The following is a 21,093-nucleotide window of genomic DNA, read 5'->3' as shown; positions in this document are numbered from 1 at the left end:
TTTTGAGGAAATGGTATGTTTCAAAGAGCTTTATTTATATTTGCCCATCAATTGGCAGAACCTAAATTTTATCCAACATATAAAAAGCTTGTTGATTCTCAATGGAAACCTTACTCTGAACAAAAAAGGGATCAGGAAAAACAGCTTAAAGAGATGATAAATTTCGCATATAAAAATGTCCCCTATTACCATAAATTGTTCAATAATCTGAAATTAGACCCTTCTAACATCAGGACTATTGATGACCTCGAAAAGCTTCCGATCCTAACTAAGGATATTATCAAGCAGAACTTAGAAGCTTTCAAGCCAATTAATCTGGACTCAATGAAATATTATCCAAACGCGACAAGCGGATCAACAGGTACTAATCTTCAATTCCGACTGTTAAAGTATGATCGATTCCTCCATGGTGCCTTGTTATATCGTGGATGGGGCTATGCAGGCTATGAATTGGGGGATAAGATGGTGTTCCTTGCAGGCTCCTCTCTGGATATTGGATACAAGCCTTTTGTTGTTAAAAGAGCTCATGAGATCTCAAGGAACATCCGGAAGTTCTCTTCATTTGATATGGGTATTGAAGATATGCAGCAGTATGCAAAAATTATCAATTCATTTAAACCCAAATTCATAAGAGGCTATGCTTCTTCGATCAACTTGTTTGCAAATTTTCTCGATGATAACGAGGTTGATATCATTAAACCTCAGGCAGTTTTTTCAACTGCAGAAAAATTAATGCCTAATATGCGGGAAAATATCCAAAATGTGTTTGGATGTAAAGTGTATGATGCATATGGATTGAATGATGGAGGTTTAGGTGCCTATGAGTGTTCTGAGCACAGTGGCCTGCACATTGACACGGAACGAAGTATCATGGAAGTTGTAGATGATAACTATCAGCAATTGGAAAATGGGGTTGGAGGAATACTGGCAACAAGCCTTCATAATTATGCGATGCCTTTTATCAGGTATGATACAGGCGATATCGGTCATATTATCAGTGATAGTTGTGGGTGTGGGCGTGGTTCTAAATTATTAAAAGAAGTTATGGGGAGAACTGCTGATTTTCTGTTAACTCCTGAGGGAAAATATGTACACGGATATTTTCTTCTATATTGTGTGGAAGATGGAAAAGGTATAAAGGAATTTCAAGTAGTACAAGAAAAAATTGACAAACTTGTCATTAAGATCGTGCCAGAAAAGGAGTTTAATGAGGCGCATCTAGATGCTATTAGGGAAGTAATCAGAAAGAAGTCTAATGGATGGGAAGTAGAATTTAGATATGTTGATAAGATTGAGAGGACTCAGGCTGGGAAGTATAAACTTGTGAGAAGTGAGTTGCAATTATGAAATCTAACAATTTACTCGTAATATCCAATGATTTTCCAAATGCTGATAATAAATATGTAAGAGAAATTTTCGTAAAAGAGCAAATCATGTTTCTCAAAGAGTACTTTGAGAATATATACGTAGTATCACCAATTGCAATCGGAATGGAATTTCTAAGAAAAACACATTATGAAAATTACAGATTTGAGAATATTCATGTATATTTTCCAAAATATTTTAATTGTCCCTTGTTTTTTAAATATTGTCGAGATGGCTGGATATATTTTGAAGAGAAAGCTATCCAAAAATTAATTAGAGCAGAAAGTTTACAATTTGATTTAATTCATGCTCATTTTACATGGCATTCTGGAGCAGTCGCTGTCAAGGTAAAGGAAAAATATAATGTTCCTTTGGTGATCACTGAACATACTTCCCAAACATTCACTGATGCCATAGAAAAAAAAGAGACTCAGTTCATCCGATCATGGAATTTATGTGATGCAATAATCCGTGTTAGAAAAGGGGACATCCCATTATTCGAAAGGGTTGGAATTCCTTTGGATAAGGTGTACTATATTCCAAATGGTTATAGTCATAAATCTTTTTTAAATTTAGATTCACAAAACAGCAGAAAGCAACTTGGATTGCCTTCGAATATCAAAATAATATTGAATGTTGGGAATTTATATGATGAAGCAAAAGGGCACAAATATCTCATCGAAGCCATGAATATAGTTATAAAGCAGAGAAAGGATGTACTATGTTTCATAGTGGGAGGAGGAATATTAGAGACTAAGTTAAAAAAACAAATTCTTTCGACAGGTTTGGGAGACTATATAAAGCTAGTTGGTAGCAAGCCATACACTGAAATTCCTTTATGGATGAATGCTTGCGATGTGTTTGTTTTACCGAGTTTAAGTGAAGGAAACCCAACAGTAATGTTTGAATGTCTGGGTTGTGGAAAGCCCTTTGTCGGCACGAAAGTTGGTGGAGTTCCAGAAATTATCGTATCAGACGACTATGGGCTTCTTAGCGAACCTGGAGATCCGAATGAATTAGCGAAGAATATTTTGTCCTCGTTAGATACATCTTGGGATACTAAAAAAATTAAAGAATACTCTATTCAGTTTACTTGGGGCGTCGTAGGCAAGAAAATTTTAAAAGTTTATTCTAAAATCGGCGCTACAAGTCTTCGGTTATGTGTGGACTAATGCTAAAATGCTCTATTTTCACAACAGTTACCCAAAATTATTTTTGAGATGAGGCTAGAATTGTGTCAACTTTTTTGGCGTTCGAGAGATAGGTTAATTGTTGTCCCGGAATAATACTCAGGAAAGAAAATTCTTTTACCAGAGACCAATGAGAAGCTCCTTATTTACACCAGTTTCAGGCAATGAAGGTTATTATGAAACCAGGTATACAGTGGAACAGTAGTTAACAACGAAATTTGGATATTAAGCAAATTTTACTGAAAATTAGGCATACTACTCTAATGAATTGATTCTGATCATTTAATAAACGATAAGGGGAATTTTTGATGTTATTTATAGAGATCGCGCCAATAATCATATTATTGACTTTGATTATTTCGGCATTAATTGCGGTCAAAATTAAAATTTCAAGCTTCTCCACTATTGATGTAATTTTTGCGATTCTTGGGACGATATTAGGACTAATAATAACCTTCTTGAATTTGATCTATAGCAATAATTACCTTATCACAATAGGACCTCTTGTTACAATTGCATCTCTTCTGCATCTAAAATATCGAAGCAAATTGTTAGCCAATAGCATAGACCTAAATATGTACCTTAATAATCGGGCACTGAAAATTATCCAAACTATTTACTGGGTTTGTATTTTAATAGCATTAATAAGCTACTATCAAGCAAAACCCTACCACCGTCCTGCAATATTCTTTTTCAGTATATCACTCGCTGTCAGTTCATTAGGACTGGAAATTCTGTCGCGCACCTATGAAAAAGACATTCAACTCTATGCTTTGATTTCGAAAATACTTATACTATCACTTATTCTTAGATTCAGTGCTTATTTTATATCACCCTATCCGGTTGGTTCCGATCCATGGAGACACGCAGATTTGATAAAAGGAATCTCCATTTACGGGACTATTTATTTACCCCAGATAAGTGAATATTATAGTAATTATCCTTTGATGCACCTCTATGCATCCATCTCAGGCCTTATTGGAAACCTGACTACAAAAGATGCAATGTTTATCATAGGAATGGTTCTTACAATTAGTACTATTTTTATATATATAATTGTTAAAAAAATTACAAATAGTATTCCTCTTGCATTGTTTTCAATGTTACTCATAAATTTTTCAGATTTCCATATCCAATGGAGCATTCAAATAATAGCTATGAGTTTTGGAATTGCAATATACGCGATGACAATCTATCTTTTAATTGAGCAAAATGAGAAAATAACCCCAATATATAAAATATTAACAATTTTAGCTATATGTATCATAACTTGGACTCATACAGTGTCATCATTTATTTGTATAGTATCACTAATTTCGTTATACATAGGATCTTTCATTTATGAGCGTTTATATGCAAATAAATGCAATTATGCCAAACTAAGAGTAAATAATACTCTTTTTACATTTTTTTTATTAATATTGACCTGTCACTGGACGGATCCAAAATATCCTTTTTTAAAAGGAATAACAACAGTACTGATCAACTCATTATCAATGGACGCTGATTTCTTGGGAAGGGGACCAGTCTCGAATGTAGGAGACTCCTGGTTCTCGATCCTTGATATCCTTGGTTTTCTTATTTTGATCTTTTTTGGAGTTATTGGAAGCCTGCACAGTTTATCAAAAGAACATCAAACTAAAACTAAAGTCTCTTTAATCTTCATGCTCGTTGTACTCTTTTCAATCTTTTTTATATTTCCTGTGATGGGGATCCGTAATATATTACCATATAGATGGCCGGCTTTTATATACACGACTTTTGTATTGTTTTCCGGAATTGGAATATTCAAAATTAGCACCATTTTTAAATATAGATGTCACAAAGTTATTTTTATCTCGATGCTGCTAATACTATTTTCATTTTTCATGATAACGAACTCTGTTACAGATATGGATTCACCCGTTTACGGAAAAAATCTCAACCAAAAAATGATTTGGACTGAATCTGAAATGGAAATGTTTGCAAATATTAATAGTTCTTCCGATGATATCATTGTCTCAGATTTACAGACAACTGAGAATATATTCATAACATACTTAAAGAGAGATAATGTAGCGACGTATTTACTAACCCCGAGAGGAGTTTTAGATTGGGAGTATATGGGAAACAAAGTATTAACTTGGAGAAAAACAAGTTTAGACAGACCTGTGCAGGTTAAACCTTATGAAAGTCCGGATATGCTACTTGGATCTGATTTTAAACATAACCTCGACAATAACTATCATGCGATATATAACAGTGGAGAAGCTAAAGAGTACTTAGGAGTTAATAATAGATAAATTTCAACAGATATAGTTTTTAGAGCTGACTTCGTGTAGCATCAACGTAGATTTAGTATTTTCATTATTTAATATATAAATAATTGATAAGTTGAGATACTAAAAGATACACGAACTTTTTGGTTAAAATCAGAAAGAAGTTATCTGTTAATTAATCTCTTGCATGAATGCTATCTATAACAGATACACTAACGTTATATTTTATATTATTTTTATGATCTGTTGTAAAAACGGAAAAATTCTTTAGATTCCTCATTTAACCAAAGGTGTATGGTAGGACTTAATATTACTGTCAGGTATTCCCAAGTATTTTTTAGACGTATATTTATTTACAAAATACATATTTGTCAAAGTTGTGAACACCAATGAAGCAGATGTGGCACATGCAGCTCCAATAAGGCCAAATTTTGAAATTAATATAACATTCAGGATTGTATTCAATCCTGCACATATGACACTTATCTTAAATATAATCTGAACTTTTCCAATACTTGCAAGGCAAGTTCCTATAGATACATACGCTGCATAGATAGAATATCCTATTAACAGTATCAACAAAGGAGGATATGCAGGAATAAACTCATCTGTGAATATTATTCTGATTAAAGTCTTACCAAAAATAATCATTATTAAATCGATAAATAATATAATAAAGACAACTTTGGTCACTGTTTCTTTTATTAGACTCCTTATGCTCTCGATATCTCTTTTTCCGTAAAATGTCGCGATCAAAGGTGTTGTTACTCTCTGAATTGCATCTGGAATTAGCGTTAATCCTTGGATAAATATGATAGCAACCGCATAATATCCAACATCTGTTGCATTCATAAAATAACCAATCATTAAGCTGTCAATCTCTGTGCTAATAATTCCGATGGAGTTTGTAAGGACAACATAGAATCCAAACAAAGAAAACTCTTTGAGAATCTTATTCGCAAACTTTGGAGTTACCTTGAGGTAATTTCGGATAAATATAGGAGAGACCAAACCCACCAGTATTGTGGGAATAACAAAGCCAAGTACTGCACCCCTAACATTCATATCCAGTGAATGTACAAAAAAGACGGTAAAAATGAGTATAGATATACTCTGGGTAATGTTCATAATGGCGTACCGTTTCATATCCATCAGGCCATTTAAACTCCCGATGACAGCTTTCTGAACGGCTATGAATGGAAAGCAGAGTGCTGTAAATTTTAAAAGATTTATCATAGAAGGATTGTGGAAGAATAGAGTAGAGATTATATTGGATAAAATGTATAAAAATACGCCCATAACAGATCCGCTTACTATGGATCCAAGAATTCCTGCTGAAATAAATTCTTTTATCTCTGAAAGGTTATCGCGATATTCAGCAATGTATTTGGTTAGAGCTGAACCAATCCCGAATCCTGCAAACTGCATGCCAAGCATGTAAATAGTAAAGATCAATGTATAAATACCAAGTCCTGATGGCCCTATCTCCTTACCAAGCATAATTCTTAGCATTAGATGTATAAAAGAAGCTGTGATAAGACTGATGAGCGACCACTGAAAATTCTTCATGTTTTTATTTAATTTCAGCTGGAACATAGATTTAACCTTGAAAAGTTAAAAAATAATCCTTTGAAAGTTTATACATATAATCGCTCAACGGATAAAAAACTTAACTCTGTTGGTTCAACTATTTTCCCTTATTATAGATGCTTCTTATGGAGGTCATAGTTTTATTGAAGAATAATTATTTCAACCCACATAAAACAACAAATATCCAAAAACAGTTTTCAGGCTTTCTTCTTCCGTGAGTTAATTTTGTAATGTCAAGTAAAAAAACTACAGATAACTATCCAACCAAAGGATAAATACAATGGAAAAATTCCCATATTTAAAGAGCTTTTTAGAAACTCCTGCCAGAGATTTGACTCTGAAAGCACGTATTTAAAACTTAGAAGTAAACCCAACTCGACTAAAGCTAAATAATAATATTCAGGAAGATAACATTTAGTGCCTATTAATGTTGTACTATATGACGATGTATTGTATGATATTATGGTTGTATGCATCAGATCCCAGCTTTATAAATAAAAATTTATTGAATTATAAACTTTTAACGTTACTTCTTTTGATTTTATTAATCATTAGTTGACTTCCAGAGCACTTATTTTTTTCAAATTTAAGACCATATTAGAATAAAACAAACTCAGACTTTATATGTGGGATGATTCCGAAGGCAAATATATTTATGAAGCCATGCGTCATTGCAATAAGAGGAAGACTTCTTGTTTTTTGGAACAAATATCCAATTAAAAGTCCTACAAAAAAGGCGTAGAAAATTTTATATAGATTTCCGCAACCGGAGTTCATGAGTCCGAAGATTAAGCTTGCAAAGATCAGACCACTCCAAGATCCATAGATTTCCTCAAGTCTTGTCTGGAGGATCGACCTGAATACGATTTCTTCTATAACTCCGACAAAGAGGATCATTACGATTGTGAGTTTTAAGATATTTATAATAGAAAGATCTGGGATAAGCTGAGTTGCCGGTATGATAGAGTATTCTATCTGTCCTAAAATGAGGCCAATGAAAATCGAGAGTAAGAAATAACATATTATTTTTTTGGATTTCAGTCCTAGTTGATTATATGTAAATTTCTGATTAATTGCAAGAATGGTTATAGGAATTATCATTGAAGCATAAATAAATACAAAGGAGAGAAGGATGACTTCAGAGAAGACAGGTATTGAGAAGTTAATAAAACGAAGGATTGGAAGTAGCAACAAAGCTTGACAGACATTGCAGATTTCTTGATCTTTTAAGAATATGGAAATAAGAGATAAAACTGCTAGTATACCCGCATATAAAAATAGCGCATCTTCAATTTTTCCAGAGTAAATCAAAAGTTCTGGAAGGAAGATTAGAAGAAGGATAATACTTGTAAAAGCTTTTTTTCTCAGAAATATTGATTTTTTCGGATTTTTTACTTCTGGGTTTTCTACTAATTTTTTAAAAAATTTGACTTCTTCGATACAGGTTGTCAAATTTAGCTTCTCCATAATTTCACCTTAAAGTTAAATGCCCAGATATAAAAGTACATATTACTCTACAAAGGGAATTTTTTTGATCTCATTCTTTAAATATCAGAAAACGATAGACGTATTACTGCAAATAAATTAGTATTCAGTTATACATTTACTAAATTTAGATTTTTAGTTATCTGGTGCTCTTATGTTTAGGTACTATTCCAATAACTCCTACAACTTTTTATACTTTTTGCTTCTGTTGTAGGTTGTGGACACCTACCTTGCAGGAATTACCTATGATTTTGAGAATCTTTGTGTTATCTCACGTTCTAGGCTTCTCTTAACACATAAGTACTTGAAAAAGGAAGTTTTCGGACTCTCTTCATGATAGCTCTCTTTAAAATCAGAGTCCTATTTCGGATATTAGAATAGAATTTATTTGATTGCATGAAAGAAACTACCTAGAATAATTAGATTACTTATATTTCATACATGAGAGTATTTAATATCAGTTAAGAGACTATGTCACTCTTTCCTAAATAAATAAGAGCCAATTAAGTGATGTAGCAAAAATTAGTATGCAATAAGAACAGTGTCTTCTCTGATTAGATTTTGAAAACCTTCAGATTTTCAACCTATTCAGTTTTTACTATAAGTAAATCAGAATATACCAAAGCAAGATTCAAAGCCTTGGTTACTTCATTCTTTTCGCGGTTTCAGTAAAACAGATAAATAATTAGAAAATTATCAACTAAAAACGGATAACAATAAATGTGGCTCAGTAGTTTTCAAGCACGGAGCCGACAATATTTTTATAATTTTCTTTAAGGGAATAGACGTTGTGATCTCCAGTGACATTTATGCTCAGAATCCCGAGCCTTGTGTTCATAAGCCCGACCATAGCCGAGACTCCACGGTAGCTTACTTCAAAATTTCCTTTATCCAGGTAATCGTAAACTTCACCGGTGGTGAACTTGTCTCCGGTCAGGAAGAGATTGAGCACAACCTTGCGTATCCCGTTTTCATCCCTGCCGAGATACTTAATCAATCTCGCTCTTACCCTTTCTTCCGCAGTTTGCAGTTTCGGACACCTCAGTTAATGATTGAATTATATTGATTTAGCATTATATTGCCCACTATTTTTAGTTATAGAAGACATGCAACCTCTTAGTAGGGGCGCTAAGGAACGAATACCCTATATCCTTATCGTTTATATATTTTAGGATTGCTTTTTTGTATTATTTATATAAAATATAAATTTAATATTAACACAGAGTTTTTAGCACACTGTTATCAGTAAAATAATCCACATTCTTTGCAGATTAAAATCCTCCAACCTCAACGTTCAAGAAAGTTCGAGAATTGTAAAGTATGTTGAAGAAGTAAGAACTATTCATACTAAATTTAGATATATAAATTTTAGCATAAATGACAAAGGTGTATCATATAGAAAGCTAGAATTCCACCACACCTGAACCATATTTAGCAACTCTAGAGTATTTCTCCGACAAGCTTGAGGTGAAAGAAGCAGAAGTTATTCTTGGTTTTACCCTTTCAGTCCCTTGTTCAGCCGATTACCAGTAATTAGAAAACAATGAATTTTTATACAAAGATGTAACATAATGTAAGTGGACTGCATGTGCAATGAATATAACATTACCTTCTCCCGTCTCCCTTGAGTCTATTCCTCATTTGTGGCAACAGAGTGATGTTCTTATTTTCCTTATTGATCTGGATAATTATGCTATGTTCAATACAAGTTACCTCAATAGGATAGAACTGGAATCTTTCGAGAAGTTACAGACAAATTATTTTAAGAAAAGGTATATTATCTCCAGAACGATTTTAAAACACATTCTATGCAATATTACTAATGAAAGATCCACTTTTGGAATATCCACATATAAAGACAGATATGGGAAGGTCTGCATCCTTAATCACAAAGAGCTGTATATTTGTATATCATATACCGAGAACCTTGCAGCCCTTGCAATCTCAAAGGTTGAGGTTGGTATTGATATAGAGATTTTGAGAAAGATGGTTTTTAAAAGTAATTTGAAGAACATGAGTATAAAACCTTCACTCAGGGATGAAATCGAAACTGGAACTGATTTTTTAAAAGTATGGACTTTGAAAGAAGCCTATTCAAAGTTTTCAAATAAAAACATGCATCTTATTTTTAATAAAGAACTGGACCTCAGCTGTATTAGCCATTCGACTTATGTTTTAGACAAGAAATATATATTCTCCATTGTAACCCATTCGGATTCGCATATTATCGATATAAATCGCCTTCAAAAAATCGACTGCAATTGGGACTAAAGATTTTCAATAAAAATCTAAAGCTTAAAATTATACATCTATTCTAAGTTTTTCGGTCTTATCTATGTGCATATGAATATCCAATTATCTTGTTAGCATATCGGATATATTTAATAGGTAAGAAAAATTGAATTATCCAGTGAATCAGGTACATCATATTGATTTTACTCAAATTTCGTCTCTGTCAGGGCTTTTGTCAGCCACTAAGTTACTCAAATTATTTATATAGTTGTATTACATAATTACCACTGGAGACTCACGTTATTGTGGGCAGAAATGCTTTATTCATGATCATTGGTCCGCTAAACTAAAACACAGGGGGTAATTATACATGGAACAGATAAAGAATGATATAGTCAATTACTTGAAGGCTAACTCTTTTATGGACAATAACAGCAGTTTGGAAGATGATGATTCTCTCACTCAAAACGGCATTATAGATTCCATTGGTCTGCTTGAACTTATGGACTATATCTGTGGAAAATATTCTATAGAGATTCCTGAGGATATGCTGACACCGGAAAACTTTGATTCGTTGCAGGGAATTACTAATATGATAACAAAACTGGCGAAGTGAAAATGTATGCGAATTGATGCGTATATCACTGAGTACGCCAGAAAAACTCCTCAAAGTATTGCGTTGGAAGAAGGTAAAAGTTCAATTTCATATAGCTGCCTTGACAATGATATAAATGATATTGCTTCACCTTTAATGGATTTTAACCATTGCCGATTTGCGATACTGGCAGAGTCAGGAATACAGTATATAAAAATTCTTATGGCGGTGTACCGATCGGCTAACATCGCAATCCCTCTACCAATAGAATTTCCTAAATTCAGTCTTGAAAAGATCCTTGATGCTGCCCATGTAAACAATATCATTGCAACCGATACACAATACTCAAGATTTGAAGAGGACTTTTTTGAACGTTTTGGAACTGTAATAGTTATTTCCAGCAACAATTCAGAAGAGGTTTTTCATAAGAAGATTGAAACCGAAAAGAATAATCCAGAACTGAGGCTGGTCCTTTACACTTCAGGCACGACGGGCATCCCAAAAGGAGTCATGTTAAGTGACCGAAATCTGGTAGCAAACGCAGAGTCAATAATAAAGATACTTAGGATAACTTCCGGAGATAAAGGAGCACTGGTAATATCTCCACACCACGCTTTTGGAAATTCTATAATTAACTCCCATCTGATGGCTGGCGGCTCAGTCAGGGTTGGAAATATGAATTTCATAGACTCGGTTTTCAACCTTATAAGGTCAGATGTATCCTTATTCTATGGAGTACCCAGTACTTACCGTATACTCCTCAAGTATCCGGAGAGATTCAAAAAGGCCTTTTCAAACGTTAGAACCGCTGCATCGGCAGGCGGAGGAATGGAGCGGACTATTGTAAAAGACATAAGGGAATTAGCTCCAGATCTGGAAATTCTACCGATGTATGGGCAGACTGAAGCTACGGCAAGGCTTGCCTACCTGCCAGCCGAGGACGTGGATGAGTTTGTTGACACTATAGGAAAAGCAATTCCAGGGGTTTTACTTGATGTCTTTGATTCCGAGAACAGGCCAGCAAAAACTAATATCACGGGGGAGCTGGTTGCCGCCGGAGATAATATTATGTTGGGTTACCTGGACGATGAAATCGCCACTGAAAAAAGAATTATAAACAGCTGGCTGCATACAGGTGACCTTGCACAGAAGTTGCCCAATGAATATATCAGACTACTGGGACGCAGAGATGACCTTATAAAAATTGGCGATCATCGAGTTAACCCAAGAGAAATTGAGAGAAGTATAGAGGAAAATAATGAGGTATCGAAGGTTTTTGTCGTACCTATTCACCATGAACTTATGGGAACTGCAATTAGCCTCATGGTCATACCTACAGCAGAGACAGAAATTGAAAAGCTATTTGCGTTCTGTCGAAAGAGCCTTCCAGGCTACTTATATCCAAGAGAAATAATATTCGTCGACCATCTTCCTTTGAGCGAGAACGGGAAAATATCCAATCGATCCATTATAGAGGAATATCACCATGTCAAAGCTAGTATGTAAGAAATGTGTTCTGGACTCCGATATTCCAGGCATACAAATAAATGAGGACACTGGCCTCTGTCATTTTTGTGAAACATATACTCCTCTTACTGTACAGGAAAAGAATGAGTATCTGACAAGAATTGAAGAACTTTTTAATCAATACAGAGGAAAGGGCAACTACGATGTAATTTATGCACTTTCGGGTGGGAAAGATTCGTCATACACGCTTTACAAACTCAAAAAAGACTATCCTTTCCTTAAGATACTGGCTGTACAGTTTGATAATGGATTCACTTCAGAAAACGCAATTAAAAATGCCAAAAAAATGTGCAAGATCACAGGGTGCGATTATTTCCAGTTGACAATGGATAAGGAAATTCTATATGATACATTCCGAAAAGCTGCGGAATCATACGATGCATTTCCGAAATTCGCCAAATATAGAGCGAGTGACATATGTAACGTTTGCATCACTATCATTAAACAAAAGTTGATAGAGCAGGCTATTCTTCAAAAAGCACCTTTCGTCATATTTGCCTTTACAGCCGGACAATCTCCCAACCCCATAATCAACCTATCGGTAAATTTCATTCAGTGGTCCAGAAGCTTATTTGAGAAACAGCTTCAGAAAATAGGCATCGAAGATAAGGACGAATTATTCCTCCTGAGAAGAGAATTTCTTGAGAACATAGGTGAGAACGTGCCGAGTATTCTGCACCCGTTGTGCCTGTGGGATTACAGTGAAGAGAAAGTGCTTGAGACCCTGCTGGAAATTGGGTGGGAACTTCCGGGAATTAATGACAGCAATTCAACCAACTGTACATTGAATTCCTTTGCTTGTTACAACCATCTTGAGAAGTATGGATTTCATCCTTATGCCTTTGACGTAGCAGGGCTTGTCCGAAGCGGGGAAATGTCAAGGGAAGAAGGATTTGAAAAAATTAACCAGGAACTGCCACAGCCATTAATAGAAGAAGCCGCAAGAAAGCTTAAACTGAAAGTAAAGAGCTCACAAAAGTTACTCGTAAAAGTTTGATTTTGAGATAAATAATATGCTGAAATAGTCTACTAAAGCTAATTATAAACCGATCTAATTTTAATAGTTTAATTATTCCGGGGGTAATATAATGCAGGTTGCAGAAGAACTGGGCATGAATATAATAGAAGAGCTCAATGGGAACATTGAGAATATAGCTTTAAAGCTCAGGGGTTTTATTAGAGATCAAGTGAAGGGCTTTAAGAAAAAAGGAGTGGTTATAGGAGTCTCGGGAGGAATTGACTCAGCTGTAGCACTTGCCCTGTGTGTACAGGAACTTGGAAAAGAAAACGTGTATGGACTCATCCTTCCTGAAGAAGAATCATCTCCTTCCAGCAAGATCCTGGGAACAGAAATCTGTAAAAGCCTTGGTGTGTCATATGAGGAAGTTCCCATTTCTCCTATCCTGAAATCATTGAATATCTATGATCAGAAAGAACAACTTATAAAGAGAAACTTCCCTGAGTATGATCCCAAAATACATAAAACATCTCTGGTACTGCCTGACTTCCTTAACCAGGGACTATTAAATGTTCCTTATATTCGGTTGATAAAAGATGGCGAAACCGTTGCTAGATGCAGATTAAGAGCAAATGACTATCTGGAACTGATAGGGCTGCAGAATGTCAAGCAAAGATCCAGAATGATAGTCCAGTATATGTACGCCGAAAAATTGAACTACGCAGTCTGTGGTACAACTAACAAAACTGAACTGGCCCTTGGCCAGTTTGTTAAATATGGGGACGGGGGCGCAGATCTTGAACCTTTGGCTGACTGCTATAAGATCCAGGTCTATGCTCTGGGGAAGCTGCTCAATGTTAACGAAGAGATAATAAAACGTCCTCCAAGTGCGGATACATGGAGCAATTACACAACCGACGAGGAGTTCTACTGGCGCATGCCAATTCAGATTCTGGACCAGTTATTGTATGCCCAGGAACACCAATTACCTCTCCAGATAATTGAAAAGAACACAGGAATGTCCAGAGAGAAAATAGAAAAAACTCAGAGGCATATCAATAGAGTAAGAGATGCTACGGAATATGTTCGATCCGTGCCTCCGATTTGCTATATTAACAGGTAAACTTCGCAGATGCCTGTAAACAAAATATAGTGGTTAAATTAGGTTTTGCCTTCAGCAAACACCTGCCTGTAAACTGCTAGAAGCCTTTCTGACAGGGTGCTGCCACATAATATCATTGTGAGAAAAAAATGAACTTAGTAACTAACTCAAAAGTGCGATTATGAATACCAGGGTCTCAATTGTTCAATGCCAGGATTACTCAAATGCTAAAGAAAAGATAAAAGAAGCATTGAATTTGATAGGTGGGCTTGATAAGATTATAGTTCCTGGCAGCCGAGTGCTTCTCAAACCCAATGTGCTTGCTATCAGACCGCCAGAGGATGCTGTTACCACTCATCCGGCAATAGTATCCGCAATGTGCGAACTAGTCTCAGAAGCAGGAGGTATTCCGGTAATAGGCGACGGATCTGGCATTGTAAAACCCGGATCTACTGCCACTTCGCAGGCACTTAAAGAGTCTGGCATTGAGGATGTTGCATCCGATCAAGGAGTTGAGCTTATCAATTTTGAGACCTCAGGTTTTGTTGAAGTTGAGGTTCCAGGCGCAAAGCAGTTTTCTCATTTGCATATCTCAAAAGCCGTACTTGAAGCAGATGTAATAATCTCTCTTCCAAAGCTCAAGACCCATGAACTCACACTTTATACAGGGGCAGTCAAAAATTTCTTTGGCACTGTACCTCAGAAAACCCGAAAACAAGCTCATTTTCTAGAAGATCGCCACCGTTTTGGAGAGGCAGTTGTCGATATATATTCTGTCGTCAAACCTCGGCTTGCAGTTATGGACGGGGTAATTGGAATGGAAGGAAATGGCCCATCCAATGGTATACCTGTTTTTGCAGGCGTGATTATGGCAAGTTATGACTGCGTATCCCTGGATATTGTAGCCTCTGAGCTTATAGGAATCGATTCTTTAAAGGTCCCTACAAATATAGCTGCACTTGAAAGAGGCTTTGGAACCAAGCATCCCGAAATTATAGGGACACCTCTGGAAAAGGTAAAGGTCAGGTTCAAAACCCCTGAAGGCGGAATCACGGCTTACATACCAGCTTTTCTTATGAAAATTATGCGAAAGCAGTTAGCTGTAAGGCCCATAATTAACGCTTCAAAATGTGCACTTTGCAAAGCCTGCTTTTCGAATTGTTCGGCGCATGCCATTGAAGAAATAGACAGAACACTCAAAATTAACGAAGAAAAATGTATTCACTGTTATTGCTGTCGCGAACTTTGCCCTAACGATGCGATAGAAATAAAAAAATCACTGCTTATGGAGCTTGTAAGTAGAAGCAAAAGTTAATGGGAGGTTGCAGTTAACAGAAGAGTTGTCTAAAAGTCTATTTATCAAGCATCCCGGAAATAAGCGTATTCGGCAGAATATCATGTTAAAATTAATTAAGCATTAACTGCATAAGTTAATTTAGCAAATAAAACGCCAATGGAAAAATAATTCTAAAACAATTTAATAGAAAAAATAGTAGAAAAAAGATTTGGTAGAGGAATAGTACAAAAATTTAATAGTAAATCATATAAAACAATTTGATAAGGAAATGGGGGGTATTAGCATGACTACTGTAGTGTCTAATAGAGATCAGGTAACTTTTTGCGAAATTGCGGATCATTACCACAGTAACAAACTTCTGTTTGGCATTAAATACTTTAAAAATTGGATTTTGGAAAGACTTGCCTCAAGCATTCCTGTTCCTTCTTGGAGGGCTAAACTACATAGGATGCGGGGTGTAAATATTGGGAAAAATGTATATGTCGGTTATGACGTAGTTTTTGATAGGATACATCCAGAATTAATTACTGTAGGAGATTATTCTGAAATCGGGGATAGGTGCATCTTATCTGCACATACGAGAGGAAGTTTGACTACCAGACAGGCATATCCGAGAACTATGTCTCCCATAAAAATAGGACGTGGAGTCTCTGTGAATCCGGGATGTATAATCACGCAGGGGGTTGAAATAGGGGATAACTCAATAATAGGCATCGGATCCGTAGTTAACCGCGATATTTCTCCAAATAGTCTTGCTCTGGGTTATCCTGCCAAAGTGGTTAAAAAACTTGAAGGAGTAGGTGAACTTCAAACCCGATTTTAAATTTTTATAATTATTTTTCTAGTTTGTATCTTAGTTCAAAACCGTATTTACTCAGGGCAAAAAGTGCCATCATTATTACTAAGCAAATGAAAAAGACAGATATAAAAGATGCTGTCAGGTAATGGAAGATCCCAGTTCCCCGAAAACTTACGTCCATCATTGAAAATAGACTGATTTTGTTTACATATAAGGGATAAAGGTATTCGCAGCCGCCTTCGCTGATATCATCCAGCAATAGGTGAGAAGAAAACGCAGCCTCTGCAAGAAGTCCGAGATACATTGCCCTACCAGACTCTCTGTATTTAAAATATCCTGCAATAATCCCAAACAGGACTGCGGGAAGACTGAATAAAAGCGAATGTGTTGGAATCGGGCCGGCCCAGCAATGCTCCATAGTACCGTTTACTAGCAGGCTGTGAATGACCACAATGTCCGGAAATAAAGAACATATACCACCTACGAACAACAGGAATAGTAAATGCGTTGAACTCTTAAGAGAGAGCTCTCCTCGAAAAAGCGATCTGGCAGCAGCATAGACAGCTACTGCACTGATACATAGTACGAAAAATAACACGTGTACAACCGGGTAGGGCATAAGGAAACACTTATAATTTCTAAAGGTAAAGATAGTTTTAAAGTTATATCCGAGTTGACCCTCAAACTATTTAATATTTTTTAAGATTCGTCCCAAGCTCACCTTAAAGAGGAATTAGCTCGACAAGCATTCCGTCTTCGAATGGGTATCTTTCAATAATAATAAGCCTTGATCCGGAAGCTTTCAACTCTTCTTTAATGCCTTCTTTTAACTCTTCAAGCACCCACCAGGCGATCTCGATTTTCCCGTTTTTTATTTCAAATAGCTCGGAAGGGATTTCCATGTTCTTCAGAGTTTTTTCTGCAAGTTCCTGGTCTCCCTCTTCAATAACCCCATATACCAGAGTACCGTCTTCCGTGATTTCGTCAAAATCTCTTGCTGTATTCTTTGCAATCCGCTGAAACCTTTTGCGGAGCTGCACTGCGTCCTTATAGGTTGAAGAACAAAAATGGACTTTTTTACATGCCTGGAAGGCAATCCCGGCAAATTTACAGGATCCTGCGGCTGCGTTGGACGTGTCAGACTCAAGGCAAAAGCCATTTTTTAATAGGGCTTCGGAGTTATTATCTGAGAATTCCAGTTCATTCAAGTTAAGGAAAACGTCTATTTCTTCTGCAAAAGCTGCAACCTTTTCCGCTCCTTCAAGGGCAGGAACCTCGATTCCGGCTTCGATTCCAAGCTCTTTTGCATATTGCAGGGCATCTGCGTATTGACTGTTATTAAGATCATTCCAGCACTTCTGCGGCGGATGTAAACGAATTTCATCAAGGCCTGCATCTGCGAGCTTTTCAAGAATCTGCCTGCCAGGAGCCATAGAAGTATAAAGATGGATATGGTGTTCTTTTCCAAAAGAAGCCTTGAGCACTCGGATGTAGTGCAGAACTCTTTCGAGCCTCAGCAAGGGCTCTCCGCCTGTAATTCCTGTTCCAAGAGCATTCATGAGCTCGGCTTCTTTAAGTAAATCCTCATCGCTGTTTATAGACATCTCATTTGCAAAAACGAGATCTTTTCCTCGCCTTTCATCCGAAAGCGGGCAGTAAAAGCAGCTCTTGGGGCAGAGACCTGTTACGAAAAGGACCATTTTGGCGCCTTCCTGGCAAAGTCTGCACCCTTTCGAAAGATAACTGTAAAAGGAGCCGGTTTCGTCTTCAGTGAACTTTTCCATACCTGAACCTGCATATTCTTTTGTTATATATAAGGCTTGTTTTTGGTCTCCAAATGAAAGTATGGAGACACACTTATAAAGAAAGGGCTTTACTCAAAAAATGATATATCATAAGGTGCTAAAGGTCCATTAATGTCAGAACAAAATGGATACGTCGTAGTTTTCGGCTGCAAAAGGTGCGGAAAATGCAAAGATGTCTGTCCTGTGGGCGCAATTTATGAGGAAAACGAGCTTGCGAAAATTGACCCCAAAAAATGTACCCTTTGCATGAAGTGCATAGACGAGTGTACTAACAGGTCAATTATCTATATGGAATAAGGTGTTAGGGTGGAAAAGACTCCGGTTGACATTAAAGAAAGTTCGGTTAGAGTGGAAGAAATTCCAATTGATGTGAAAGGAATGCCTGTTAGCGTGGAAGAAGTTGAGGTTGATATGGAAAAACTCATAGCTCATGGAAAAATAATAGATATTACAACTCCGATTTCTTCTTTTACACGGATTTATCCTGGAGACCCGATACCTGCAATTGAGAAGGTCTGTACTCTTGAAGAAGAAGGCTGTGTGGTCTCAAAGTTAAGTTTTGGAAGTCATACCGGCACCCATGTCGACGCTCCATCTCATATTCTGAAAAATGGCCGGACTGTTGACAAACTGGAACTCAAAAACCTCATGGGCAAGGCTCTTATTCTCGATTTTTCTTCACTATCAGGCGAACTGACTGCTAACATTCTTGAAAAGACCTTCCGGAGTATAGGAGCTCCTGAAAATATCCAGATCCTCCTTCTGAAAACAGAAGATTTTTCCCGAAAACATGAAATTGCAGGTGAGGTTAGTCCCTCTAGCGCAAAGTCAGGTTCTCAGGACATGGAACCCGAGAAGGAAGAATCCAGCCCTGCATACCTTGACGAAAGCGGAGCAGCTTGGATTGTTGAAAAAGGTTTCAAGACGATTGGGACTGATGGCTTTTCCGTGGATAATCCTTATTCCGAAACTTTACCTGCTCATCACATCCTTTTTTCAGGTAATGTGAATATAGTAGAATGTCTTGAACTTAGTTCCGTAGAAACCGGAACCTATTTCTTCCTCTGTCTTCCCCTCAAAATTGAGAACTGCGACGGTGCACCTGCAAGAGCCTTATTGATTTCTTACTCTTGATAAATTAACAGATATTGTCTTTGACTAACAAACAAGCCTTGAAGATATTAAAGAAAAAGGAAAACTTGAAGGATAAAGAATAGATTAAAACATAAACAATAAAGAAGAAAAGATTACCAAAAGATAAAAATATAGAAGATCAAGACCAATAAAAAAGTACATGGAGGGTTTGGGATAGAAGAAGAGAGTACTGAAAACCTGCTCTGTATACCTTTTACGGAAGAGCAACTTACCGAAATAAAGAAATATGCAGGCATCAGTGGTATGGAAGTTGAAGAATTTATTAAAAGTGTTTGCCTGACTCACTGTCTCCAGCAAATGGAATGCCTTTACGGGGAAGAGCCAGAAGCGCCTGAGGCTTCAGGAGGCACTGCAAAACCGGAAAGTAGATTAGAAATAGAGTCAAGGAAAGTTGAGTTTAAAGGTCAAAAGCTGGGCCCAAGCTCAAAAGAACAGCCTGCCTCAAAAGAGATTCTTGATGGGCCACTCGTTCTGGACCAGCAGTGTATTATGGATTTATTTGCAATCAAACGAGAGTTCGGCAATATTTCAAATAACAAAATTATCACTATCGCCCTGAAATTGGGTCTGAACCAGCTCAGTGTAGCCCTTGGTCTACTTAAAAATAAACTGAAAGAATGAAGAAGCGTGGGAAAGAGGGAAGGATTGATATAAACAATCCTTTCCAAGCAGTTCTTTTGCGATCGCAGTTTATTACGTCTTACTTTTACATCTTAATTTCATACGTGCTGTAAAATTTCACTGTTAAGTCTTGCTGCCAAATCTTACTGTCAAACCTTCCTTTCAGAGTTTTTCAAGTTCACCCTTGTACCATTCCAGAAAACTGTCAATAGCCCTGCGCCTGTGGGAGACCTTATTTTTTTCAGCGTCTCCAAGTTCCCCGAAGGTCATGCCCTGGTACTCGAAAATAGGGTCATACCCAAAACCACCTGTGCCTCTCTCTTCATACGCGATTTTTCCTTCAACTATACCTGGAAAAACCAGAGGCTCTTTTCCGGGCTCACAATATCCGATAACAGTTTTAAAATACGCTGTTCTGTTGACTTCCCCTTCCATAAGCTTAAGCACTTTCAGGTTTCCGAGTCTGTCCTCTACAAAACGAGAGTAAGGGCCTGGAAAGCCGTTTAAAGCTTTTATGAAAATCCCGGAATCGTCTACCATTACAGGCATATTAAGTTTATTTGCGACATGCTGTGCCCCATAGGCTGCAATGGGCTCAAGGTCGTCCTCCTGAAGTTCAGGGTAGCCGTTTTTGTCCTGTATTACTTCAATTCCGAAAGTCTTGAGGATGTCCCTTACCTCGGCAAATTTGCCTTTGTTTCCTGTAACAAATACGATCTTATGCATAACGAGCCCTCTTTTTTATCTCTTCAACGCGCTTGAGTACATCCTCTGAATCTATAAAAGTGCTCTGGTATCCTTTTTTGAAGGCTTTGATCAGGGCTTCATGATTGCGGTGGGTACTCTCAAAGGTCTGGAAAAGCACATGGACATCTACCCCTCTGGACTCGAGGCCTTTGTCAAAATACGCAAGCCCGAAGTCAAGGAGATAAAGCCTCTCGCCTGCAAGAAGGAGGTTTGAGGTCGTAAGGTCACCATGGATTATACCCGCACTGTGGAGTTTTCCTACAAGTTCTCCTACTTTTTCGGAAAGCTCAGGAGTTACCAGGTATTTTATGGGAACGCCATCGATATACTGCATCTTGAGCTTGAAATCTTCCACGTCATAGATAAT

Annotated in this window: 20 protein-coding genes; 13 read left to right on the top strand and 7 right to left on the bottom strand. The window is 36.9% G+C overall.

Translation table 11 applies throughout. The annotated features are described in order from the left end of the window. The first annotated feature begins 15 nt into the window (after positions 1-15). The 3 genes from BP861_RS05720 (at position 16) to BP861_RS05710 (ending at position 4,837) form a co-directional block, all read left to right on the top strand. On the top strand, positions 16-1,347 hold the full coding sequence (locus BP861_RS05720) for a phenylacetate--CoA ligase family protein (protein ID WP_292373440.1): 1,332 nt from the start codon (positions 16-18) through the stop codon (positions 1,345-1,347). Further along, complete coding sequence (locus BP861_RS05715; RefSeq protein WP_292373438.1) at positions 1,344-2,537, top strand: glycosyltransferase family 4 protein; 1,194 nt, start codon at positions 1,344-1,346, stop codon at positions 2,535-2,537. The genes BP861_RS05720 and BP861_RS05715 overlap by 4 nt, the downstream gene beginning before the upstream one ends. Before the next feature lie 326 nt (positions 2,538-2,863). Then, the gene (locus BP861_RS05710; RefSeq protein WP_292373437.1) at positions 2,864-4,837 is read left to right on the top strand and encodes a hypothetical protein; all 1,974 of its coding nucleotides are present in this window, start codon (positions 2,864-2,866) and stop codon (positions 4,835-4,837) included. Between the two features lie 252 nt (positions 4,838-5,089). Here the strand turns inward: BP861_RS05710 and BP861_RS05705 are convergent, their stop codons facing one another. From BP861_RS05705 to BP861_RS05695, 3 genes are all read right to left on the bottom strand, one after another. After that, positions 5,090-6,382: a flippase gene (locus tag BP861_RS05705; protein WP_292373466.1), complete on the bottom strand. Its 1,293-nt coding sequence runs from the start codon at positions 6,380-6,382 to the stop codon at positions 5,090-5,092. A 618-nt stretch (positions 6,383-7,000) separates the two neighbouring features. Further along, a complete protein-coding gene (locus BP861_RS05700) occupies positions 7,001-7,870 on the bottom strand; it encodes a CPBP family intramembrane glutamic endopeptidase (protein WP_292373435.1) in 870 nt (289 codons plus the stop codon). A 745-nt stretch (positions 7,871-8,615) separates the two neighbouring features. Beyond that, entirely contained in the window at positions 8,616-8,885 is a 270-nt protein-coding gene (locus BP861_RS05695) for a DUF2551 domain-containing protein (RefSeq protein ID WP_292373433.1), read from the bottom strand. A 596-nt stretch (positions 8,886-9,481) separates the two neighbouring features. Between BP861_RS05695 and BP861_RS05690 the strand changes: the two genes are divergently transcribed. The 7 genes from BP861_RS05690 to BP861_RS05660 all read left to right on the top strand — a co-directional run bounded on the left by BP861_RS05690 (position 9,482) and on the right by BP861_RS05660 (position 16,422). Beyond that, the gene (locus BP861_RS05690) at positions 9,482-10,159 is read left to right on the top strand and encodes a 4'-phosphopantetheinyl transferase family protein (protein WP_292373431.1); all 678 of its coding nucleotides are present in this window, start codon (positions 9,482-9,484) and stop codon (positions 10,157-10,159) included. A 331-nt stretch (positions 10,160-10,490) separates the two neighbouring features. After that, positions 10,491-10,736, top strand: a complete 246-nt coding sequence (locus BP861_RS05685) for an acyl carrier protein (RefSeq protein WP_292373429.1) — start codon at positions 10,491-10,493, stop codon at positions 10,734-10,736. Between the two features lie 6 nt (positions 10,737-10,742). Then, positions 10,743-12,221: a class I adenylate-forming enzyme family protein gene (locus tag BP861_RS05680; protein WP_292373427.1), complete on the top strand. Its 1,479-nt coding sequence runs from the start codon at positions 10,743-10,745 to the stop codon at positions 12,219-12,221. Then, positions 12,202-13,239, top strand: coding sequence for a hypothetical protein (locus tag BP861_RS05675; protein WP_292373425.1), 1,038 nt, complete (start codon positions 12,202-12,204; stop codon positions 13,237-13,239). Before BP861_RS05680 ends, BP861_RS05675 begins: the two co-directional genes overlap by 20 nt. 91 nt (positions 13,240-13,330) lie before the next feature. Beyond that, entirely contained in the window at positions 13,331-14,323 is a 993-nt protein-coding gene (gene nadE / locus BP861_RS05670; protein WP_292373423.1) for an NAD(+) synthase, read from the top strand. A gap of 160 nt (positions 14,324-14,483) precedes the next feature. Further along, positions 14,484-15,617 carry a DUF362 domain-containing protein gene (locus BP861_RS05665; protein ID WP_292373421.1) on the top strand — a complete coding sequence of 378 codons (1,134 nt, stop codon included), beginning with the start codon at positions 14,484-14,486 and terminating at the stop codon, positions 15,615-15,617. A gap of 250 nt (positions 15,618-15,867) precedes the next feature. Then, entirely contained in the window at positions 15,868-16,422 is a 555-nt protein-coding gene (locus tag BP861_RS05660) for an acyltransferase (protein WP_349681001.1), read from the top strand. A gap of 10 nt (positions 16,423-16,432) precedes the next feature. Here BP861_RS05660 and BP861_RS05655 read toward each other — a convergent pair whose 3' ends face one another. Beyond that, positions 16,433-17,017 (bottom strand): metal-dependent hydrolase, encoded by a 585-nt coding sequence (locus tag BP861_RS05655; RefSeq protein ID WP_292373417.1) that lies wholly within the window; start codon positions 17,015-17,017, stop codon positions 16,433-16,435. A gap of 103 nt (positions 17,018-17,120) precedes the next feature. Next, entirely contained in the window at positions 17,121-18,182 is a 1,062-nt protein-coding gene (locus tag BP861_RS05650; RefSeq protein WP_292373415.1) for a radical SAM protein, read from the bottom strand. Between the two features lie 132 nt (positions 18,183-18,314). Between BP861_RS05650 and BP861_RS05645 the strand changes: the two genes are divergently transcribed. From BP861_RS05645 to BP861_RS05635, 3 genes are all read left to right on the top strand, one after another. Then, the gene (locus BP861_RS05645) at positions 18,315-18,500 is read left to right on the top strand and encodes a 4Fe-4S binding protein (RefSeq protein WP_048109012.1); all 186 of its coding nucleotides are present in this window, start codon (positions 18,315-18,317) and stop codon (positions 18,498-18,500) included. 9 nt (positions 18,501-18,509) lie between these two features. Further along, a complete protein-coding gene (locus BP861_RS05640; protein WP_292373412.1) occupies positions 18,510-19,337 on the top strand; it encodes a cyclase family protein in 828 nt (275 codons plus the stop codon). 264 nt (positions 19,338-19,601) lie between these two features. Then, complete coding sequence (locus BP861_RS05635) at positions 19,602-19,979, top strand: hypothetical protein (protein ID WP_292373409.1); 378 nt, start codon at positions 19,602-19,604, stop codon at positions 19,977-19,979. A gap of 162 nt (positions 19,980-20,141) precedes the next feature. Here the strand turns inward: BP861_RS05635 and BP861_RS05630 are convergent, their stop codons facing one another. Together BP861_RS05630 and BP861_RS05625 are read right to left on the bottom strand one after the other, a co-directional pair. Next, positions 20,142-20,705, bottom strand: coding sequence for an XTP/dITP diphosphatase (locus tag BP861_RS05630; RefSeq protein ID WP_292373407.1), 564 nt, complete (start codon positions 20,703-20,705; stop codon positions 20,142-20,144). Further along, positions 20,698-21,093: Kae1-associated kinase Bud32 (locus BP861_RS05625; RefSeq protein WP_292373405.1), on the bottom strand; the 396-nt coding region annotated here is incomplete at its 5' end. The genes BP861_RS05625 and BP861_RS05630, both read right to left, overlap by 8 nt.

Origin of the sequence: Methanosarcina sp. UBA411, assembly GCF_002495725.1 — an archaeon.
In the GTDB taxonomy this organism is placed as follows: Archaea; Halobacteriota; Methanosarcinia; order Methanosarcinales; family Methanosarcinaceae; genus Methanosarcina.
The sequence above is the reverse complement of the archived record's forward strand: the minus strand, read 5'-3'. Positions and strand labels throughout refer to the sequence as shown.